We start from the raw sequence: 20,032 nt of genomic DNA on the forward strand, positions 1-20,032 counted from the left end.
CGGGAATTTTTATATATTTTGTTTGATGGCAGTATTGATGCATTGGCTCTTAATTTATCTATATAATCAATCCAATATTACATATCATTAGAATTAAGACCAATATTGAAATACTATAGTCAGTAGCTTAGCTATTGAGGGTTAAAAAATGTCAATTAAAAATCCCAATGACGGGAAATATATACCTGATACAGCGCACAACCGCAGTGTCATACGTTCCGGTCAATTCCATAATCCTAGCCCTCATAATGGTTATTATCAGTCACAAGACAGTTATGTAGGCTCGTCTAGTGAAGTGCCACTTTTAGCAAGAATAGTCTTATACATAGTGGGCTTTGGCTTGCTCTATGAGGCTTTAAAGATGATCACGCCATATCTTTCAAACAGTGCCAACTATTCATATCCATACAAACCTATTGCAATGTTTTATCATTACACCATTGCTGTTCCATACCAATCAGTTGATAAAGTATGGTATTGGTTGGCAAGTTTAGAGTGGCCCTGGTTAGTAGGTTTAGAGTTGACATCCGCTGAGAATACAAGCTTTGTCATTGCTTGTGTTGGTATCGCTATCTACACTTATATATTAGTCGTTCTATATGGCATGTGGATTAATACAGTAGCGAAGGTGCTGCGGTTTTCTGCCACTGATAGGCCATCTCGCGCTTTTGCATGGCTAATATTTATTTTGCCCGCATTATTTGCCTTTGTTTGGTACATCGTACCTGTTACTTGGCACTTCATAATAGGCTTGATCAGCCATCTGTAAGCCGAATAAAGACATTGAAAAGCAGTTGTAGCCAAATTAAAAAACCCCTAATAATTAAGTTATTAGGGGTAGTTCATTGCCAACCTATAAGCTATAACGATGCGCTGGCCCTTAATTTATCTATATAGTCAGCCCAATCTTGCATCATTTGTATTCTAGTTTCTATTTCGTCAATTCGATTATAAGCACCGCCATGCGTATCCTTTATCTTATGGCCAAGCTGTAGTTCCGTAGCAATATCTGAGTATCTAAGCTCAGGCTGCTCCATAAGCATTGTTTTTGCTGAAGCTCGAAACCCATGTGCGCACTGAACGCCTTTATAGCCAAGCCTATGAAAAGCTTTAACCAATGTGCCCTTTGTTATATAACTATTGCTTGAACTGCGTAGGGACGCGAATACATAGTCACTATGGCCAGTAAGTGACTGCAAAGCTCGTAATCTAGACAAAACCTGATCTGCTAACGGTACAACCAAGCTGTCTACCATATCCTCCCGGCCTTCACCTTTTGTAGGAGAGAATATCCATAACTTTTCTTCCCAATTAATCTCGTCCCATCGCCATGAGCGTAAATCGATACTACGCACAAACACGTAGGGTAGGATGTTGATAGCAGCCAACGTAATCTCACTGGCGCCCTCGAAATTAGCCATGTCATGAAGTAGGGTGGCGAATTGCTCCGGTTTGGTGATCGCTGGAAGGTGAGTGCCGCTAGAAGCGGGGGCAAGCTCACCTCTAGTATGTATCACAACGTTGTTGTCACATAATCCACGGGCCACAGCAAACGAAAACACTTTTTCTGTATAAAGGCGCGCACTGGCACCAACAAAAACTGCCTCATTATCGTTGTTTTGAATGCCTTCACAGACACTTAGCACCGTTTGGCTAGTAATATCATTCATGCGTAAATCACCAATCTCTTGACACACATAGCCAAGGCATAAATCCCAATATTTTAATGTTGAGTCACTGAATGAACGTTTGCCAAATTTTCTTTGGCTAAGGTTATATACTTGGTTCTTCTTCCAAGCATCAGCCATTTCAGCAAAAGTAGCGTTTTTCAGATGCTCGTATTTATTAAGCTTGTCTTGCCGTCTGATTGCTTTGGGGTCAACGCCACTTGCCACCAAATCTAGGACGTTTTCAGCCTTATTTTTGGCTTCATCCAGTGATATTTCGTCGATGCTGCCTAAGGCAATTCTTGGTCTTTTATTCGGTAAAGTAGGGTGGTTGTAGCGTAAGTAATATTCTTTTTTGCCATTAGGATGCACCTTAACGCTTAGTCCTGGCACACCAGCCACTGCAACTAAGTATTCCTTATCCTTGCTAACAAGCCTACTTAATTCTCTTTTGCTGCTAATACTCATTTCACAACCTTATTTGTCGTAAAAACACATTATTTAATGGGGTGAAGTAGTGATAAAAAAGGAATAAATGCTCTAGTATTTATCTTAAACTCTGCGATGTACTTATTGCTAATTTTATGCAAATATCCATCTGCTGAAAGGCTTTCTAATAAACGCTGCTGAGTCCTGCAATTAATATCAAAAGGGATTGTTTCAAAAACTTCATCGCGATTAAAGCTATTAGGATGTTGTAGTGCTGCATACCTAAGTATATCGAACTTAATATTAAAGCTTTCTGAAGATTTATAGGCTGAAATGTCGTTTTTGTTTCTTGGTTTTTCTAATTCGTTATACTTCAATTTAGTCATTTTAATACCTATATTATTTAATATTTATTGCTTTTTATTTATTGGAATAACCTATATTGTTTACTTTATTGCCATGATTAGTAGTTTTTACGACTGATTTAATAGTGCTATTTAATTGCTAGGTATATATATTCAATATTGTCGTTACAGCCATCGGTAAAAGATATTTTGGCGTCTTTAGAAACCGCCATACCGGTATTCTTTTCATATTGACGCAATGCTTCCTGTTCACCGATAGAAAAATCACTTGTCATACATACATGAGTCGTATCTGTCTTTTCCAAAACATTTTCTTATACGTGCATTCCAAGCTTGAACATTCCTGACTGAATTCTTTGCTCATAATCATTTTTAAAATTTGGCACGATCATTGATGCGATGCTGGCAAATATTCCAAGCGCAATAAATATCTGAACAGCCCTTAGTGACATTCTTGCTAAGGACAAATTATTCTTCTTGGTAAAAATCTTTTTCCATAGCTGTTTGATTTTTGAGTGAAGTTGCATTTTGTTTTCCTATGGCGCTCGAACATTCTGTTTGGTCGACAGCTTAGTAAAGTGAAGAATTCAAATAAAACAGCTTGGCTGTAATACGTCTTTTTATGCTATAATCAGGTAAAAGAAAAACCTCTTATAGTATCTCCGAAAATCCGCAAGACTCAATCACATCAAGCATCCTAGCACATACCAATCTCAAGCATTGGACACTAATTTGGACACCATTTAGCACATAAAAATAGCGAGAGCCTTATAAAGTATAGCTTTAAAGGCTAATGCTCCCCAAGGTAAGCTTGAGAGTAATTATATTATACGCTTTTTATCAATGTTGGTATAATACTTCTAATAAAATATGTTGCGTACAATTTAATGGTTGGCCAACGATGCATACTCAGATAATCGCCACAAGATAACTTCACATCATATTTTTATCTCATGGTCACCGGCTCAAAAACAGCTGAAAGCATGGCTCTATATTTGCACAGAATATATTTTTTAGGGGGATTATCCTCGCTATGCAAATTACAGCCCTTATTTTTTAATAAAAAATGGCTATAAATACATAGAAATCAATAACTTGCCGCAAAAAAATGATATTTAAATGACTGTTAAATCGATGGTTTATAAGATTTTTGATGCAATTGGAAGTCTAAACGTAATAAAGTAAGTCTGTTAGGCGTATTTAAGGTTAAATGTAGAAAATTTTTATGGAAGGTACTATTATTATTAAGTGTATTAGTTGTGAGGGCGATATAGAGCTACCCACACAAGATAAATGCTTTAGCCATTGTGACACGCCGCTTAAAAAATCAAAAAAAGCTGCATATAAGGTATTTAGGGCTTGCTCTAAAGAAATGAAGCACGTGAGGGTTAGTAGTGAAAAGAAAGCCGTGGCGATTAGAGATTGTGCTGCGAAAGAAGCTAATTCGATTATGAAAGAGGCTACGGCTGAGCTAAACGTATTGGCACCAAAAAACTCGCCAAACAGCGAGCTCTCAAAGGTTAGACAAGCTACTGAAGTAGAGATTGTGAAGGTATTCGATGCTACTAACAAGCAAGTACGTGAGCTGGATGAGGCAACTCAGTCTAAGCTAACAGAAATTGCTAAGAAAGCGGGGTATGATGCATCTAAGCATAAAATCCAAGAGAATATACAGAAAATCTCGCCTGATGATCTTAAAAGAGCGTGATCGCCTTATAAGTTAAAGTGGCTTACCAGTATGATGTACATATTGATTATAGGGGTTGGCATAGGCGTCACGCAAACCTTCTATTCTTAGGGGTATAGTGGCTGTGATAGCCAGTCTGTTGATGCTACCGCTCACTCATGAGGTTGTAAGCAAGTCTGATCAAGTAAACAGCTATCTTGGAAAGAAACCCATCTAGCTCCAATGGATTAGGTGAGTTTTGTGTGTCTAGGCAACCACAAAAACTGCAAATGGCGCACTAAGGGACTATCATTTAATTGATACAATAAAACATATAGGTGAATACTATTAAAATAACTTATTGGTAGTGCCCTAGTAAAATCTAATTTTTGAATAATAAAAACTGCCTATTTTGAACCAATGCGCCCTGCTTCTATATTTAAGCTAATATTAATATGTAAGACTATGCTATTAAGTTTGTTTAATGACGCTCTAATCGAAAAATAGAGCTATTTAGTAACTTTTAGCTATTACCCTGCTCTGCTATATTCCTATATTTTTGTTATCTAAGAGACACTACAACCCTGCCCGCGCTGGCGTATACGTAAGATGACATAGAAGCGTTCAGTATTTATCCATACGCTATACGGATAGTGATGACATAGAATGGCTGAGGCTGGTGTTATCGTTTCTATGGGTGGGTACCATTGGCGATTCATATGACAATGCATTAGCTGGAAAAGTTAACGGGCTTTATAAGTCTGAGGTGATTCATTATTTAAAACAGAGCTGGAGGGGACGCATTACACCAGTGCGAGGTTCGCTAAATCAGTGGCTGATTGTGATAACATCATACAACGCATGAGCCATCGTGGCAACTGTTGGGACAACTCTCCCCCAATAGAGCGCTTCTTTAGAAGCTTTAAAACTGAATGAATGCCCAAGGGCGGCTACAAGAATATCGCTGAGGCTAAAAGCGCCATTATTTATTATATCTGGGGCTATTATCAAACCGTGAGACCGCATCGTTTTAATGATTATTTGCCAACAGCACAGAAAGAGAAATGCTACTTTAACTAAAACCTCTTATCAGGTGTCCTAAATTAGTTGACCACTACAGTTTTAATTTATCTGAATTTCTATTCTAATCGATCGGTGTTTCATATCTAAATCTTCTTCCTCTTCGTTTGAACAGTAATTTCGATGTAGCTCTGTTTCTTGATTCATTAACTTATTGTTATTATTATCTTTAGTTTTCCTTTTATATTTATGATAATTCTGCTGAACTGCTTGTATAGAAATATCAATCTGATATTTCTCTTGTACTAAATCAGCTATCTCAGAATAAGTATAGTTTTCACTCTGAGAATCATAAGTTTCTACTATGAATCTAATCGCTTCTTTAGTAAGTTTGGGCTTGGCCATTTAGACACACCTTAATACTATTAATAATTTTTTACGCTATATCTGATAATACTAAGCATTCATCACGTACAAGCTCGCTGTAATCGTCAACAATTAACTTACATTTGTATTTTAGTCTCTTAGGTTCTGATATACCGACTATATCCCATGGATATTATATCCTACCACTGTGAATATTGCTATTTTTAGCAGTGGTTAGTAAGATGAAGACAGGTGAGCGTATGATTTCCTTTGGAAAGCGTGTCCGTGAGGTACGAAAAGGTAAGGGAATATCTCAGGAGAGGCTGGCAGAGATGGCTGGTATTGATCGCAGTTATATAGGAAATATAGAGCGTGGTGAGAAGAATATTACGCTAAAGAAGGCTTATGAGATATGTGATGCTCTGAACATTGCAATCAAGTACTTAGTGTGATGTGAGGACTAAATTTTGTAGAGCTGAACCGCACCGCGATTATTGGAAGCTTAACATCCTGAAAGAATGTAAAAATCTCGGGGCAGTTCACTAACATTTTAACAATTGCTAGACTCAGTTTGAATCCAACAACTGCTAGCAGCGTTTTGATATTTCCAGAATTTCTTTTTTTATTCTCTGAAAAGAATGTGGAAGGTTTCGATTATCCATAATATTCAACACATGCATAATATTACCAATCTTCTTAACAGCTGTTTTTCTTTGCGTTAGAAGAAAGTTTCTATTACTATCTTCTGGTCTAAGACTCAACTTACTCGACATTTCTTGAACAGCTCTATTCGAACTCAGCAGATCCATTTCTAAACAATACTTCATACAAATTATATTATGATCAAGTAGTAAGTCCATAGCCTTACTATGATTAGTTTTAAGATGATTTAAAATCGACACTCTACGCGCCTCATCTTTAATGAAAGTAGTTAAGAGAGTATCTGTTTTATATTGATACCTATATTTGGGAAGCCCATCTCCATTTCTACTTGAATTTAACTCATCATTTAGATATGGAAGGAAATAATCTTTATCTAATATTATTAAGTAAGGTATGCCTAAATCCTTAACAATATGATAAGGATAAGGTAAATTTCCAACTCCGCCTATATCTACAACACTAATCCCATATAAGTCTAAATCTAAATCCTGTCTTTTAGCTAGATGCTTAACAACCTCAGCATCATTTTTACTTTCTACAAATATCACATAGTTTGCGAAAAAAAAGTCACTATTACGATAATCGTGAAACTGGTAATATCCAAATTCCTCTAAATTATGATCAGCGAAAAAAGAATCCTTGGTTTTAGTAATAATAGATTTAAAGCCTCGATTTCTATCAGGCTCTTTCCTAACTAAAGATATATTTTTATGCTCTATATTATCAATAATGACGGTAGAATGAGTTGTGACTATAACTTGAGAAATATCGTTGTTTTCAGATGATGATTTTATAGATTTTATTAACTCTCTCTGTGCTTGAGGATGTAGATTAATTTCAGGTTCTTCAAGACCTAGCACTATATTTTGATTTCTAATTTTTGCTAAAACTCTATGAAAAGCTATTATTGTCAAGCTCTGTAAGCCAGTTCCACAATCATTAAGATTGTGCTCAATCCCTTCCTCGTTAATATGCATTTGAATTTCACTTAAAAATGATAAGAAATTTGCTTGCTTATCAAAACTAAGAGAAAAATTAAATTTATGCCTTAACGAATAACAGCTTTCAATGTCTTTTGATATTCTCGTTAGAGCACTATCCTCTAAGAATTGAGCTGCCTTCCTAAATTTAGGTGTCAGCGTATCTCTTCGACTCGTTTCTTGATTAAGATACTCTTCAATCAACTCCTTTATTAGTGATTTTTCTTGCCACTTTAGCTGATCAGGGCTTCTGTTTGGAGGGATATAAACAAATGATACGTATTTATTTATGATTTTTATTAGTTCTTGAGGAGTACTTACAAACCTGCCATTTGATTTATATTTGAAAGAAATATTCCTATTTGAATGTTTATAATTTAGTTGAGCTTCAATAATACCATCAGTTGCGAATTGTTGTATATCTGCATTTGTTGGTATGTTAGTGAATTTAATTGTTATTTTTGCTTGTGAGTTTATTGTATAGTTATGTTTACCCTCAAAAAAACTCTGTTTTTCATCTTCTGGATTGAAAAAAGCATTCAATGCTCTAATTAGAGCAGACTTTCCGCTATTATTTTGTCCTACTATTGCATTAACCGTATCCAGTGTTATTTGACACTTCTCAATTGATCTAAATTTATTTATCTCTATATATTCTATTCTCAAAATTACCTCCTAAATTTACTACGGTTTGCATCAAAGAGCTATATAGTCAATCCACTATAAAATAAATACAGTGCTACTGTGATGAATTTTGCGCAGCACGCAAGGAAGATTTATCGCAGTAGCATGCTGTAATAGCTGTAGTATTTTTATTTAAAATCAACTATAGCTGGGCTATGCCTAGGTAGGCACTGTCTGCTAGATAACTGGTATTCTTAGGTAGCCAATCAGGACAGGGTTTGTTTATAAAGATTAAAGTCATGTACTGAGCCGCTACAGGTTTGCACATCAAGTATAAGGCTTGTTTTCCAATGTACGATAACTTGCACTTTTAAGGTATGTTGTTTCTCTTTTCCACTGTAGCACTGTTTTTGATTTTTTTTGGACGTTCAATGGGTGTTTCAGTGGCATCTATGATAACCGCTGACCAATTGATATCCTCAGGCTTACCGTGTGGCAGTTTTCGTGGTAAGTCAAATCTACCTTTCTCACAATTCGACTGGCAGAGGATTCATGAATACCAAAGTCCATACCAATGTGATAAAGCGTTCGGTATTCTCGGCAATAGGTCAGTGCTATTAATATCTGAGCTTCTAAGCTAAGCTCACTTGGACGACCTGATTTGGTCTTAGATACTTTATGCTCTTGCATGGCTTCTAGGGTTTGCTCAAAAGTGGCTTTGTGTATGCCTGTGTAGCATTTAAAGCCTGCAGCATTCTTGTTTAAGTAGTTTGGTTATGTTTGGCATGTTTATTAAATATTTAGGGTTCAGTTATATTCTTTGAGTCTTGTAGACACTTTTGCAAGAGATCTACTTTGTCACCAGTAGTTGATGTATTGTGTGTGAATTAAAGTGTTCATGTAAGCTGTACTGGCGCAAATATCACTTATTTTTGTCCTCGATTAATGCCTAACACTTCACCCTATCGCGAAAAATAAGTGGTAGCTTAAACCTTATTTGACAATAAAAGTTCTTCTATGCACTATTTTTTTAGAAGTTTTTTTCTTTGTCCCGACATCTAAATGTATGAATAGTTAGTAACTAATGCTTAGGATTGTTCTTATTCTAATTCTCACCGATGCCAGCCATCTTTATTAGCTCTATAGCGGGTGGCGTTGTACATATCATTGTTATCGTCACTGTGTTTTTGGATAGTATAGATGTTGTATTCAGTATCGCATAGTTGAGTGTATGGACGTAAAGCCTTGCTCTCAATAATATTACTAGCAAAACTCGATAAAAAAGGACTCTCTCATAACGTTTAATAAGCTAAAAGATGAGTTAAGTGAAAGCGAAGACTATCGATCAAAGACTAAGGCAACCGCTGAGCCAAACATAAGCGTTTTTTGGTGGTTAAAGATTTTGGTTATAAAATTGACTAGGACGGCAAACCCGTTCAATACGTGACGAGGCAATTGCTTGACCCTAGAGAAAAGAATGGCAATAACAACCCCAATTATGTCCGTATTTATTTTAAAACTGCCGAAAGAACGGCAGGAGAAAGATCGTCTGTTAAAGGCGGCAATGGTCGCTCAGGTAGCTATGAATAGCCATCTAGCTGACCAAAGAAAAATTGACAGTAAACGTCACACCATGGCCGAGCATTTAGCCAATCAAACTCCGGGAAAAAAAGGAGCGATGGTGATGGCGTTTGAATTCCCAACCGTCGATGCTATTCATACCGTTAGTAAGGATGGTATGGAGTCAAATATTTATGACATGGCGGCGCATTGGGATAATGTGATAAAGCAATACGGACCTGATGATGATCGTTAGCATAAAGTGATTATGGGTATGGGGAGTTTAGGCTTTCAACCGTACCACAACACGCAAATAGGCCGTGATATAATTTATGCAGAAATGCTTGAAGAGCAAAAGAGCTTTCGCCTAAAGGCAAAAAGTGATCCTAGCTTTAAAGAAAGCCAAGCCTCAATTATTCATTTCTTAAAAAGAGGCTTTGAAAATAAAGAGAAGCCTGGTGAAACTGTCCATCCTGATACGGCCTTTCGTACTGGCTTTATCGCTGTTAAGGTTGGCTTGCATGCTGAAGATGTATAAACACTGCTATTAATATGCAGGATAAAAATACATCTGTTAGTAATAATAATTTTAAAGAAGATGGTGTTATGTCAGAAGTCAGTCAGTAGAACGAGATAATACATTCTCTTTCCCAAATGAATGGCTTTAAAACACTGGTAGAGTTTTAGTGGAAATCATTAACTCTCTAGATAATACACCATCTTTATTTTTTAACTAAAAAAAGGATGGTGCGCTATGCATAATGCCGAAAATAAAATTAGCATTAACAAACAGTTAGATCCTCACTTCGAGGAAATAAAAAAACTAATTCTTATGAATAGTTCCTCAACTATCGCTCAGATTATTAATGAAAAATATGCACTGAACGCTACTCGAAATGATATTGATAACTTTATATATAATCATAAATCAGGCTTTGATGTAGTTGATTATAAAAAACAGCATCAAAGGTTTGATTTTGATCTAGCTAGAAAAGAAGATGCTGAGAAAAAATTCCATCCAAGATTGCCGTAATTAGCGGTTAAAATAGAGTGTCCTATTTTTATATGCGGTATTATGATAATTTAACCCTGTCAGGCATCGCTGCCTGACTCAAGTAAATCACTCTCCGATATACTCGGGGCGGTTCAGATAGCATTCAACCTACGAAATACATACTATAAACTTTCCTGAATCCTCACAAACTCTCTCAAATGTTTAAATAAAAATGGCAACACCGTACTCTGACGATGTCTAATATGGTAAGCATTCATTAATTCAAATAATTGTTCAGGTGACTCACTCAAAGGCTTTTCTGAATGAATCCTTCTCATTATATTGAAGTTAGTAATGTCAGCTTTTAGATTAGAGGTTGAACCAGAAAAGTAAGATTGAGTCTCTTTGCTATAGAAAAATCCTTTGACGGCTTCAAGGTAGCCTTGTTCCTTACCCCGCAGACTAGTATTGAATAAATACCCATGGGTACGATCAAGCCAATCGATAAAATCCTTATCCTCTCGACTGCGATAACCAATTTTGTACTGATTAAACGTTTTGTAAGTTAGCTTCGCTTCACCTACATGGCTTTCTATCAGCTCATTGAGTTTACTAACAATATTTGGATTTTTATCACTATTAATAAAAACCTTTTCATCGCCAATCAGTGCTAAGTATTCTTTTGCCCATTTAACTTCAAAACCATGACTATGTGCTTTGTGAAGCCTTTTCATAATGGTATCGACTTTCATAAATTGTGGTAATGGTAAGCAGTTACTCTCACGGATAAGATAAGCAATGCGATCGCCATGAGGATTACAGATTATAAGATGGTCATCTTTATGCAATACGTAGTCTTCGCCTAATATAGAGCTGACCATATCCTCTATATTAAAAGCTTCTGATTCGATATCTTCGTACCTGCAGTATTTAAGGCTATTGTGATCGACATAATAGTTGAGTACATCATATCCAGTAGGTGTCTTAGGTCCACGACCTTTGTCATCTTCTTCATAGACGCCAGTAATGCACTGCCAGTCTGCTAATAATGGCTTACTTAGAATCATTTTTTCGAGCATAACTTCTAGCTTTACTAATATTTCAGTTAAGCTATTATCAAGCATATGCTTATTAAGCTTACCTTTATCACCGAAGAGACTCTCTATCGTCAAACTTTGTTTTATCAAACGCTTATTTTTGATTGCCTGAGCAAACTGTTGATAAGGATCTGTTATCTCTCTACTGTCGTAATAGTTTTTGTCATGATGAATGATGAAGTGGATAGGCTGATTATACTCTGCATTCTCGACTTGAAACTCTGGCAAGTTATCATTTTCGATTGTAGCTGTAATGCCCTTTGACTCTAAATACTGTTTTACTTGATTTGCATAGTCAGGATTACCTGAATCTACATCACATATATAAAACTGTTGAGCAGCAAGTAGTTTATAAATGCGATTGTAGTTTTGGTCGGTATTAGTATCTGTAGAAAAGCGACGATACGAAGTAGGTAAGGCCTTCCAGTTAAGCTTAATGTAGGGGTTTAGCAGATGGTTAATATCACGTTGAAATTGTGCTAACACGCCAGCTTTGGATTTGAAGAATTTATCTGGTCTTTTGCTATCAACGATGATCATATCACTAGACATACGTACTTGTTTGGCACCTAGCTGAACCCCTCGCTTGATGTAATCAATATCATTATTAGATAATGACTTAGATTTTCCTTTCTTTATATGCTCCAAAAACGGTGTCACATTAAAGCTTGGGTGCTTTAAAATCTTGGCAGGGTAATCATCACTTTTACTTTTATGCATATCTCTAGGGGTAAAAGTTGCCCCTTTTATAGTGATAACTGACTCATTATAATCAAACTTATAAGGCTTGATATCTATCTCAAAAGCGCGAACTACCTTATTATTAAGTATATTTTCTATATCCTGAAAATAGTATAATCCAACACCTTCAGAGGCTGGAATATCATTAACTATACTATTATCAGTTTGGCTAGATGACTCATCGTTCTTTGTGTCATCAGCTGAAACTAATTTTAGCTGCTTGAGAACAGGTATTGCTTGAATCAACATTCTAGCAATATCACGATCTTTGATATCGTAAAGGTCATGAACCTGGTCTATGGTAAAACTGGGATAACTTGCTCTATCATCTATCTTATGAAGACACAACACTAAATAGCGACCTAAGTCAGATCTAATTAATGACAGTGGCCTGATTAGCTCATATACTCCTGTTACTACTAATTTATAGTTTTCGCCCTTTAGACTGTCTGCGTTGATTTGATAAATGAAGAAGTCTTTATTTATTTGTTCGTAGTTAAGCTCAAAATCGACTTTATTAGTAGGGATGCTCATGTTTTTATTCCTTTTATTATTCGCTTAACCATTGTTTCAAAGCATTAACTGCAAATAGATTTGTTCCAGCATCTTTCGAATCTATTATTCCTGAAATCGTCATAATTTTTGCATTTCTAGGACTAGCTTCTAAAAAGTCGGCATCGTAGTATCTGATACTTTCCTCTTGATCAGTCTCTTGCAGATCATCCATAAGGTTGCATATAACGAGTTTATTAATAGGTTGGTTTTCTATATCAGTATACTGGCCCTTCTCAGATTCAATGGGCTGATTAACTGTACGGCACTGACTTAACTGATCTATCTTTTTTACAAACTTATTCATTGCGGCTCGTTTTACATCCTCTGGTACTTGGCCCCAAGCTGTTTTATCCCAATGCTTAAAATCGATCCAAGCGGATTGATTTCCATAGCTAATGATATTATCAAAAACCTCATAATTTTCTACTGACAATTCAGACAGCCTAAAATCGTAGTGTTCTAAGATAGCAGTACCACAAGCTTCTCCTAAAAACCCTTTATAAATATTGGTGAACATAGGCGGTGTCATAACGTAGTTAGCATTGACGGACCAATGAGTGGCATATCCCTTCTGTTTGAAATAGTTTGCGATAACTGGGTTTTTTCTTATTACATCAAGTCGGCAATCTCGCTCTGATACCTCACGGTTGCACCTTTGATCAAAGAATCGATAACTACCAAAATTAGTCTCATTCTCATAACTATATTGATAACCGCTTTTAGGCTCTGGCAGCTCTAGATAGTAACGTCCATTCGGATGCATAGGCTTATTATTATGATTTGGGTTAACGGCGATGATATCTCGCATCTGTTTCCAATTCTCAATAGTAGTTTGACGCTTTTTATTATTGGCTAATGAGAGCTCATTGATATTTTTTAGTAGCGTATTGATATGTTTATTGGTACGTGCAGAAACCTTTGTTGCCATACTCTGCAAACGTTTGTCTTTCGTAACCCTATCGTCTGATGATATGTTGTCTCCGTTTAACTTGTATTGTTCTTTTGCATCATCAACGAGAGCACGATATTCGTGCGATACAATTGCATTAGGACGATTATCTTGCGCTAAGATAGGTATCAGATCTTCATCGTACATTAAGTATATGTGTGGGCGTTTATGGGCTGTACGATTACTACGTCCAATAGCCTGCTCAATATCACGACAACAAGCAGATATGTAGTCAGAGTTTTTGAGGTTGTATATCTTATTCTTGAGATCTTTACAGGCATTCGTAACACTGCCAGATTCAATTAGGCTATGAGTCCAATTATAAAGCGCCTTTTCTGATAATTGACCAGCCTCTTTCAGTGCCATCCCTTGAGCCAGTAACGTTAATCTAGACTCTAGTGCTCTTTGTGGCTTATCATCTGCTGAGATAATGTGAGTACACTTTTCTAAGTACATGGTGTCAATATCAGTTCGATTACCGTATGACGTGGGTGCTACTAGTTTTAAGTTATCTGATTCCCATTCTGCAAATTCATAATCAGGATTAGCGCCTGATGCTAGTGTTTGATAAGTCGTTAATACAATGACTCGATTATGGCTCTCGCTTAGTGTCGCTCGTACTTCATTCTCAAACTTATTAGTCTTAAGGTAGTGAGCATTTACTCTAGAAAAGAGTTTAGTTTGTATGTTGCCATTACCTATAGAGTATTGCTTATCTAAAGTTTTGATATATTTATCTAAAAACTCTCTAGTTTCTTTATTTAGGAAACGATTTAGCATTGCCATCATGTAGCGATTACCATGCTCTATACTATGGTAAAACTGCTCTATAGCTTGACACAGTTTATTCAACCAAATTAATTTGTACCCAGACTTACTACTGTCTTTATTGCTGTCATCAATTAAGTTCAAATCAAGTAAGAGGTTTTTTTTAGTTCTCTCGAAGGTGTTAGGTTCATCAATATTAGATATTTGATTAGCGTATTTGACTGAACAATAGGCTTCGAGCAAGAACGTTACGTTGTTTTCAATTATTGGCGTATGTAATATAACGCTATTATCTTTATAATTACGCTTCATATGATAGTAATCAGCAATAGACTGATTTTCACTTTCGCTTAGAGCGATAAAGTGCTCTCCCAATCTATATGAAAGATAATCTATATCGAAATTATGAATGACGCTTTTACAGGTTGCAGTAGCGCTAACACCAATTACAGTTGCTCCTTGCTCTACATAGTTTGCTATCATTCCAGTGGGAGAAACTTCAAATCCATGATGATAAAAAACAACACTATCTTTAGTATTAGGTGGACGATCTATTTCAATTAAGCTGATACCGCGCGTGTGATAGGTTCCGTCATGACCCTGATATGCATGTTTGCGACCAGAAAGTACGCGCAGTTGCTGAAGAATATCACCTTGTAGCTCATACAGGTTAAGCTGATGCAAAATGCTAGCAATAGCTACTTGGCTACTTGCATCGTCAGCTTCCTCATTAAGACCGCGAGTATTTTTTTTAAAATGCTCTACAGCATTCATTATTAGATAGTTAAAGCGCTTATTCGCCCATTGATCGAGTTCGTTTAAGAAAGGACTAAATAATAGCAAATTACTATCATCGTTCTCATCAGTTTGCTCAGTCACTCCATCTTTAGTAAATATGAGGTTTTGATAGTTAGGACTGTCTTCTGAGAAATATAAGGGCTTATTAATATTAGTAAAGTGGGTTGCCAGTTTATCCGAGAAAAGTAGAGGATTAGGCTTTGTATTGCTTAAGTCATCAGCCATATTAAAACTAAGGTGCAATCGATGCTTGGTGATAAAGCCTGTTAACCCTTCAGTATAGTCAGCAATGAGATCCGTAATTCCGTGGTATTGAGGTTTACGACATAAATCACTAAATTGTAGATTACTATGGATAGTCTTGGCTTTTGAAAGTAAATCATTCTGCACTGATTTTACTAAATGTCCTAAAATCTCATCATTCTGACGGTCTATTTCATCAATAACCAAGGTGTGCTTACCCATATCATTGACAAAATGATACTTGCCTTTGGTTTGATGTACGCCAAATAGAAACTTACTGGTTGTTAAAAACACGGCTTGCGCTTGGTTATACTCCATCTTTATAGCGGGAATTAATGTAGAGACTTTCTCTATTTCATATGCAGTCAATTTGGCAGACGTTGCGTCTCCTTGCTTCTTAACAATACTGCTAAATATCACTCCAAAGGTTTCAACTAGCACCTGTTCGACATTATCTTCAAATGCTTGTTTTATTAAATAATTTTCGGTTTTAGTTTGCTCGAGAGTTTCTAACTGAATGCGGAGTTTAGCTAAGTTGTCATGAATAATAGGATTGCTAATATCAAAAATCTCTAATATTTCACTGATGGAGTCATCTTCGATACAAGACTGAAGAGAAGTAGCTGCTTTTGGAGAGTATACAAGGTGGGATTTCAGCCATTTTTTCTGTTCCGAGTCTAGACGATTATCTTTATCTATGAATCCGCATAACTTGTCATAGGCCTCCTTGACGTTGTTCACAGAGTTGGTTATAAAGACGAACAGAGGTAATTTGTTAGGTTCTTCATCTATACTCTGTTCATTTTTCAATGACAATTGTCTTACGACTCTATGCAATATGGCTTCGTGAACTACGGCAATTAAATTATGAGTTTTACCTATGCCTGTCGGAAAAGGAATCGGCAGAAATTTCCCATCGTTTCTATCTTCGAATATGAGGTGCTGAGCCAATAACTGAGATATCGGATTGTCGAAATACTTTGGCTCTTGTAATAGCTGAGCACTATTGAAATTCTCAAATGGATGGGCACGTTGCCTTTTTATAGATAATGTCATCTGGATCTCCTTATTAGTAATATTGGTTTCAATACACTTAATCTACTACGTTCGGAGATCTTTACAATAGTTAGCTAGCTGGCTCGCGACATGTACTGTCGCTTATTTATAGTTCATTATAAAAAAACACAATTGTTGTGCTATATTTACTAAGCAATAATTGCGTAACATTAATTTTACTATTGGAGTGACTATGAAATCACCTTTTTTACTGTCTATAACTGTTTTAACACTTTCATCACTTATTTCTACTGTTGCTATAGCAGCGCCTAGTTTTCCTAAAGGTATTACCATACTAGATGACCAACACGAAGGTGTGTATTCAACGCTTTGGACAGCCTATCCCATGGCTGTTGAGAGTTATATTGGCGCTAAACAAAACATACCTTCAACTATGCTAGTAGCATTGACAGCTAACGGTAAAATGAGCGAATTCAGAGGAATTATTAACGTGAATTGTGACAATCCTCGATATTCGAGAATAGAGGGTGACAAAGACTCTAAAAGTTTAGACGAAGCAGTAGCTGATTACATAATACCTCAACAGGTAGTAAATAATCTCGCACGAAAATTCTGTATGTAACCCAAATATATTCAAGCGAATAAAAAGACGTCTATAAAATATATAGGCGTCTTTTTTACATCAATTTCATTAATGAGGAGTAAGGAACTAACCCTCAATTTCATCTAACACAGCACTAAAGCTTGCTAGTCCAGCCTCAATATTATCGATAATATTAATGGCTAGATCTTCAGGATTAGGTAGGTTATCTAGGTCCGTTAGCATACTATACATAGGTTAGCTACTTTGCCCAATAACATTAAGTATCTGATGCCGCACGTCTTGACCTTTATCATCTTTTTTAACCGCCATTAAAAACAAGCATTGACCCTGGCTATGACTCGCCCAAAGTTCGCCTACCATACGTTTTTCTGCTGAATCGTCATTGGTTTCGTAAGGCTTGCCTTTATATTCCACCACCAAGATACGACCGTCCTGCAATTCAACTATAAAATCAGGATAAAAGTGGGTATGTGCCAGTGGCAAGCTAAACGAAGCTTCCCCACGTCTGACTAGATTTCTCACCCAATGCTTCACTTGAGGTAGTAGATCAATAGTCTGAGCACAATCAAACTCTTCACCTGAAGATTTCATGTCTTCGATTTGCGGATAATAATGTTTGTCAAATGCATAACTACCTGAATAGTAAGGTGGTCGTGTTGGGTAATTATCTGCTTTGAATTCGTAACTAAAATCATAAGTCGTAAGCACGTCAGCATCATTTGCGAATAAGGTTTGCTGATATCCTTTAGTCATTGCTTGCTGTCTATATGCAGATACTAGCTCCTGTATAGAACGAGAAAGTGGATACTTATTACGTATGAGAGTAGTGAGTGTTAGTGACGGTATTTGCAATAATTGGTTGATTACCTTAGTTAAGAAACTCGTCATTTCACGCTGAGTGACATCACTTTGACGACATTCATGGTCTAGCCAGCCTATAAGTTCATCTTGGGTCACTTCGGTATTAGCCAGGTTTAGATTTAAAGTTTGTGACTCATGAGCAAGATTGTATTTAACTTTTTTGCCTTCTACATCGACTAGGAAGCTTTTCGTTTCCTCGTGAGGCTGATAGTCGAGCTTAGCTGGATAATCTAATAGATTCCAACCTGATATATCCAAGAATACTTCTTTCTCAACCAGTTCAAGCTCACCCTGAACCATGACACACAATCTTGGTAGCGGAGCAAATTTCACTCCATTCTCTGCTGGTGACAAAGCGGCATGTACACTGAGGTTATGCCTATCAATTGAAGTCTCAATCTCTTTTTTATCTTCAACGGCCACTTTGGTAATGGCTTTTTTCAACGGCTCTGAGACTTTACCCGTAACCGTGACCACTTGGCGACCATCTACCTCAGAGATCTTAATGCTACTGCGTTCTTCTTCTGATAACTCGGTAGTATCTATCGTCTCCTGCACCTCAACCATCAGAGAAGGTGGCGTAAATTTAGGTTTCGAATTTACCGCTTCATCTTTATCTATCTGACCAAATAAATCACCTTGATTGGCATCTTGCTGTCGAAGGAACGTTGCTACCTCCAACTCCTCGAAACCCATTGAGATAAGTTTATCTGTCAGCTCCTTTGCTGCCTGTGCCAGACTTGTGGTGGCCAAATGGGCATAAGCTCTATTTAAGTCTTCTATCACGCGGCGCTTTGCATAAGGCATCCGCAATACTCGCCCTAATAACTGCTCAGCATCTTTGCTAGAAGACACCTGTTTGACTGAACAGAATACGTAGGCAAATGAGCAATCCCAGCCTTCTTTTAAAGCTTCTATAGTAATGATGTACTCGATAGGACAGTTAGGATCAAAAAGATCAATGCCATCTAGCTCTCGCTGTGTCCCTGTAGCTACCGCAATTTTATCCTCAGTAATGCCATGATCTTCAATTAGACACTTTTTGAGTACTTCAACCGTTACCTTGCCGTTCTTATTCTCTGCCTGTAGTAGGACGATGGGACGTATATAGTCGATATCTTTTTGTGCTCTAATCGCTAATCTATCGCGTGTTAATACCGCATCACGTACCGCTTCTTCCCAGCCATTAATATGCTCGGTCAAAATGATAGGTAGCTTGATCATCTCTTCAGCTTTTAGTTGCGCCGCTGAGACATGATATAAGATGTTACTACCATTGGTCGTTGATGTATTAGGAGTAGCAGTAAACTCAATAATAGCCGCAGGATGCACACGTTTCAGAGTGTCAAAGGTTAATGACGTCCTAGCATTATGGGCTTCATCGACGATTATTAAGGGGTTATATAGCGCTAATAAGTTGGCAAAAGAATACTTTATCTTGCCTATATCATTGACGGTCAAACCATTTTCAGAGACATCATCTTCACTGACTGTCTCAAGCTTGTCATAAAAGGGATGTTGACGACTTAGTTTGGCAAAATGCGGTTCAAAGTCTTCATGATACTGATAGACCTTGCGATCAGACGTCTTAGCTACTCGCAAATTGGCAATAGTAGAAACAACTATAATTGTTCTGTTGCCAATATCCTGCGCACGGATTTGATTGACATCAGCAATATCGTAGACACTGACTTGATTGGCAAAAGCTCGGTTTAAATGTTCGGTATAGTCTGGGTTGCTCTTGAGCGCCGAAACGGTCTGCTGCTGAATGGTAGTAGTAGGTACTAGCCATAATACAATGGGGAAATCTTGCGATAAATAATGGGTCGCCGCTATAGAGACCGTATAAGCACCTAGTACAGTCTTGCCGCCACCTGTCGGAATACGAATACAGACATAAGGCGTATCATCAAAAGAGTAAGCGCGATAAGGGGTTTCTACAAAATTATTATCCTGTAGTGTCTGCTGAAATGCTGTGTCAATATCGCCATCCATACGGCAACGCTGAAAAAAACTCGTAAGTGTGTCAAGTGCGCCTTGCTGATAGCTCTTTAATTCAAACATC

18 protein-coding genes and 2 pseudogenes are annotated in these 20,032 nt (G+C 37.0%); 8 read left to right on the forward strand and 12 right to left on the reverse strand.

What is annotated here, in order from left to right; translation table 11 throughout:
* Positions 1 to 148: 148 nt before the first annotated feature.
* Positions 149 to 769, forward strand: coding sequence for a hypothetical protein (locus AC2FA3_RS11585; RefSeq protein WP_490509686.1), 621 nt, complete (start codon positions 149 to 151; stop codon positions 767 to 769).
* 91 nt (positions 770 to 860) lie between these two features.
* On the opposite strand, the gene AC2FA3_RS11590 is transcribed toward AC2FA3_RS11585, so the two are convergent.
* From AC2FA3_RS11590 to AC2FA3_RS11605, 4 genes are all read right to left on the reverse strand, one after another.
* Positions 861 to 2,135, reverse strand: coding sequence for a tyrosine-type recombinase/integrase (locus tag AC2FA3_RS11590; protein ID WP_490509687.1), 1,275 nt, complete (start codon positions 2,133 to 2,135; stop codon positions 861 to 863).
* A gap of 29 nt (positions 2,136 to 2,164) precedes the next feature.
* The gene (locus AC2FA3_RS11595) at positions 2,165 to 2,482 is read right to left on the reverse strand and encodes a hypothetical protein (protein ID WP_490509688.1); all 318 of its coding nucleotides are present in this window, start codon (positions 2,480 to 2,482) and stop codon (positions 2,165 to 2,167) included.
* Positions 2,483 to 2,589: 107 nt separating this feature from the next.
* Entirely contained in the window at positions 2,590 to 2,736 is a 147-nt protein-coding gene (locus tag AC2FA3_RS11600) for a hypothetical protein (RefSeq protein ID WP_490509690.1), read from the reverse strand.
* A 39-nt stretch (positions 2,737 to 2,775) separates the two neighbouring features.
* Complete coding sequence (locus AC2FA3_RS11605) at positions 2,776 to 2,988, reverse strand: hypothetical protein (RefSeq protein WP_490509691.1); 213 nt, start codon at positions 2,986 to 2,988, stop codon at positions 2,776 to 2,778.
* 845 nt (positions 2,989 to 3,833) lie between these two features.
* Here AC2FA3_RS11605 and AC2FA3_RS11610 point away from each other — a divergent pair.
* Positions 3,834 to 4,169: a hypothetical protein gene (locus tag AC2FA3_RS11610; RefSeq protein WP_490509692.1), complete on the forward strand. Its 336-nt coding sequence runs from the start codon at positions 3,834 to 3,836 to the stop codon at positions 4,167 to 4,169.
* A 574-nt stretch (positions 4,170 to 4,743) separates the two neighbouring features.
* Positions 4,744 to 4,956 (forward strand): annotated as a pseudogene (locus tag AC2FA3_RS11615) (IS3 family transposase); the annotation flags it as partial.
* Between the two features lie 293 nt (positions 4,957 to 5,249).
* Here the strand turns inward: AC2FA3_RS11615 and AC2FA3_RS11620 are convergent.
* Entirely contained in the window at positions 5,250 to 5,552 is a 303-nt protein-coding gene (locus tag AC2FA3_RS11620; RefSeq protein WP_490509693.1) for a hypothetical protein, read from the reverse strand.
* 203 nt (positions 5,553 to 5,755) lie between these two features.
* Here AC2FA3_RS11620 and AC2FA3_RS11625 point away from each other — a divergent pair, with 203 nt between their 5' ends.
* Positions 5,756 to 5,965, forward strand: coding sequence for a helix-turn-helix domain-containing protein (locus AC2FA3_RS11625; RefSeq protein WP_490509694.1), 210 nt, complete (start codon positions 5,756 to 5,758; stop codon positions 5,963 to 5,965).
* A 135-nt stretch (positions 5,966 to 6,100) separates the two neighbouring features.
* On the opposite strand, the gene AC2FA3_RS11630 is transcribed toward AC2FA3_RS11625, so the two are convergent.
* The 3 genes and pseudogenes from AC2FA3_RS11630 to AC2FA3_RS11640 all read right to left on the reverse strand — a co-directional run bounded on the left by AC2FA3_RS11630 (position 6,101) and on the right by AC2FA3_RS11640 (position 8,470).
* A complete protein-coding gene (locus AC2FA3_RS11630) occupies positions 6,101 to 7,822 on the reverse strand; it encodes an ATP-dependent nuclease (protein ID WP_490509696.1) in 1,722 nt (573 codons plus the stop codon).
* A gap of 224 nt (positions 7,823 to 8,046) precedes the next feature.
* Positions 8,047 to 8,190: pseudogene (locus tag AC2FA3_RS11635) on the reverse strand (transposase); the annotation flags it as partial.
* A 40-nt stretch (positions 8,191 to 8,230) separates the two neighbouring features.
* Positions 8,231 to 8,470, reverse strand: coding sequence for a helix-turn-helix domain-containing protein (locus AC2FA3_RS11640; protein WP_490509697.1), 240 nt, complete (start codon positions 8,468 to 8,470; stop codon positions 8,231 to 8,233).
* Positions 8,471 to 9,257: 787 nt separating this feature from the next.
* Between AC2FA3_RS11640 and AC2FA3_RS11645 the strand changes: the two genes are divergently transcribed.
* From AC2FA3_RS11645 to AC2FA3_RS11655, 3 genes are all read left to right on the forward strand, one after another.
* A complete protein-coding gene (locus tag AC2FA3_RS11645; RefSeq protein ID WP_490509698.1) occupies positions 9,258 to 9,596 on the forward strand; it encodes a hypothetical protein in 339 nt (112 codons plus the stop codon).
* An 18-nt stretch (positions 9,597 to 9,614) separates the two neighbouring features.
* Positions 9,615 to 9,878, forward strand: coding sequence for a hypothetical protein (locus AC2FA3_RS11650; protein ID WP_490509699.1), 264 nt, complete (start codon positions 9,615 to 9,617; stop codon positions 9,876 to 9,878).
* 216 nt (positions 9,879 to 10,094) lie between these two features.
* Entirely contained in the window at positions 10,095 to 10,373 is a 279-nt protein-coding gene (locus AC2FA3_RS11655) for a hypothetical protein (RefSeq protein ID WP_490509700.1), read from the forward strand.
* 143 nt (positions 10,374 to 10,516) lie between these two features.
* On the opposite strand, the gene AC2FA3_RS11660 is transcribed toward AC2FA3_RS11655, so the two are convergent.
* A complete protein-coding gene (locus tag AC2FA3_RS11660; protein WP_490509701.1) occupies positions 10,517 to 12,706 on the reverse strand; it encodes a hypothetical protein in 2,190 nt (729 codons plus the stop codon).
* Positions 12,707 to 12,722: 16 nt separating this feature from the next.
* Entirely contained in the window at positions 12,723 to 16,541 is a 3,819-nt protein-coding gene (locus AC2FA3_RS11665; protein ID WP_490509702.1) for a hypothetical protein, read from the reverse strand.
* 193 nt (positions 16,542 to 16,734) lie between these two features.
* On the opposite strand from AC2FA3_RS11665, the gene AC2FA3_RS11670 reads away from it, so the two are divergent.
* A complete protein-coding gene (locus AC2FA3_RS11670; protein ID WP_490509704.1) occupies positions 16,735 to 17,124 on the forward strand; it encodes a hypothetical protein in 390 nt (129 codons plus the stop codon).
* Between the two features lie 87 nt (positions 17,125 to 17,211).
* On the opposite strand, the gene AC2FA3_RS11675 is transcribed toward AC2FA3_RS11670, so the two are convergent.
* Positions 17,212 to 17,337, reverse strand: a complete 126-nt coding sequence (locus tag AC2FA3_RS11675) for a hypothetical protein (RefSeq protein ID WP_490509705.1) — start codon at positions 17,335 to 17,337, stop codon at positions 17,212 to 17,214.
* A gap of 3 nt (positions 17,338 to 17,340) precedes the next feature.
* On the reverse strand, positions 17,341 to 20,031 hold the full coding sequence (locus tag AC2FA3_RS11680) for a DEAD/DEAH box helicase (protein ID WP_490509706.1): 2,691 nt from the start codon (positions 20,029 to 20,031) through the stop codon (positions 17,341 to 17,343).
* Between the last annotated feature and the right edge of the window lies 1 nt (position 20,032).

The sequence above is a fragment of the Janibacter sp. CoH_79_TC_3 genome (assembly GCF_058197955.1).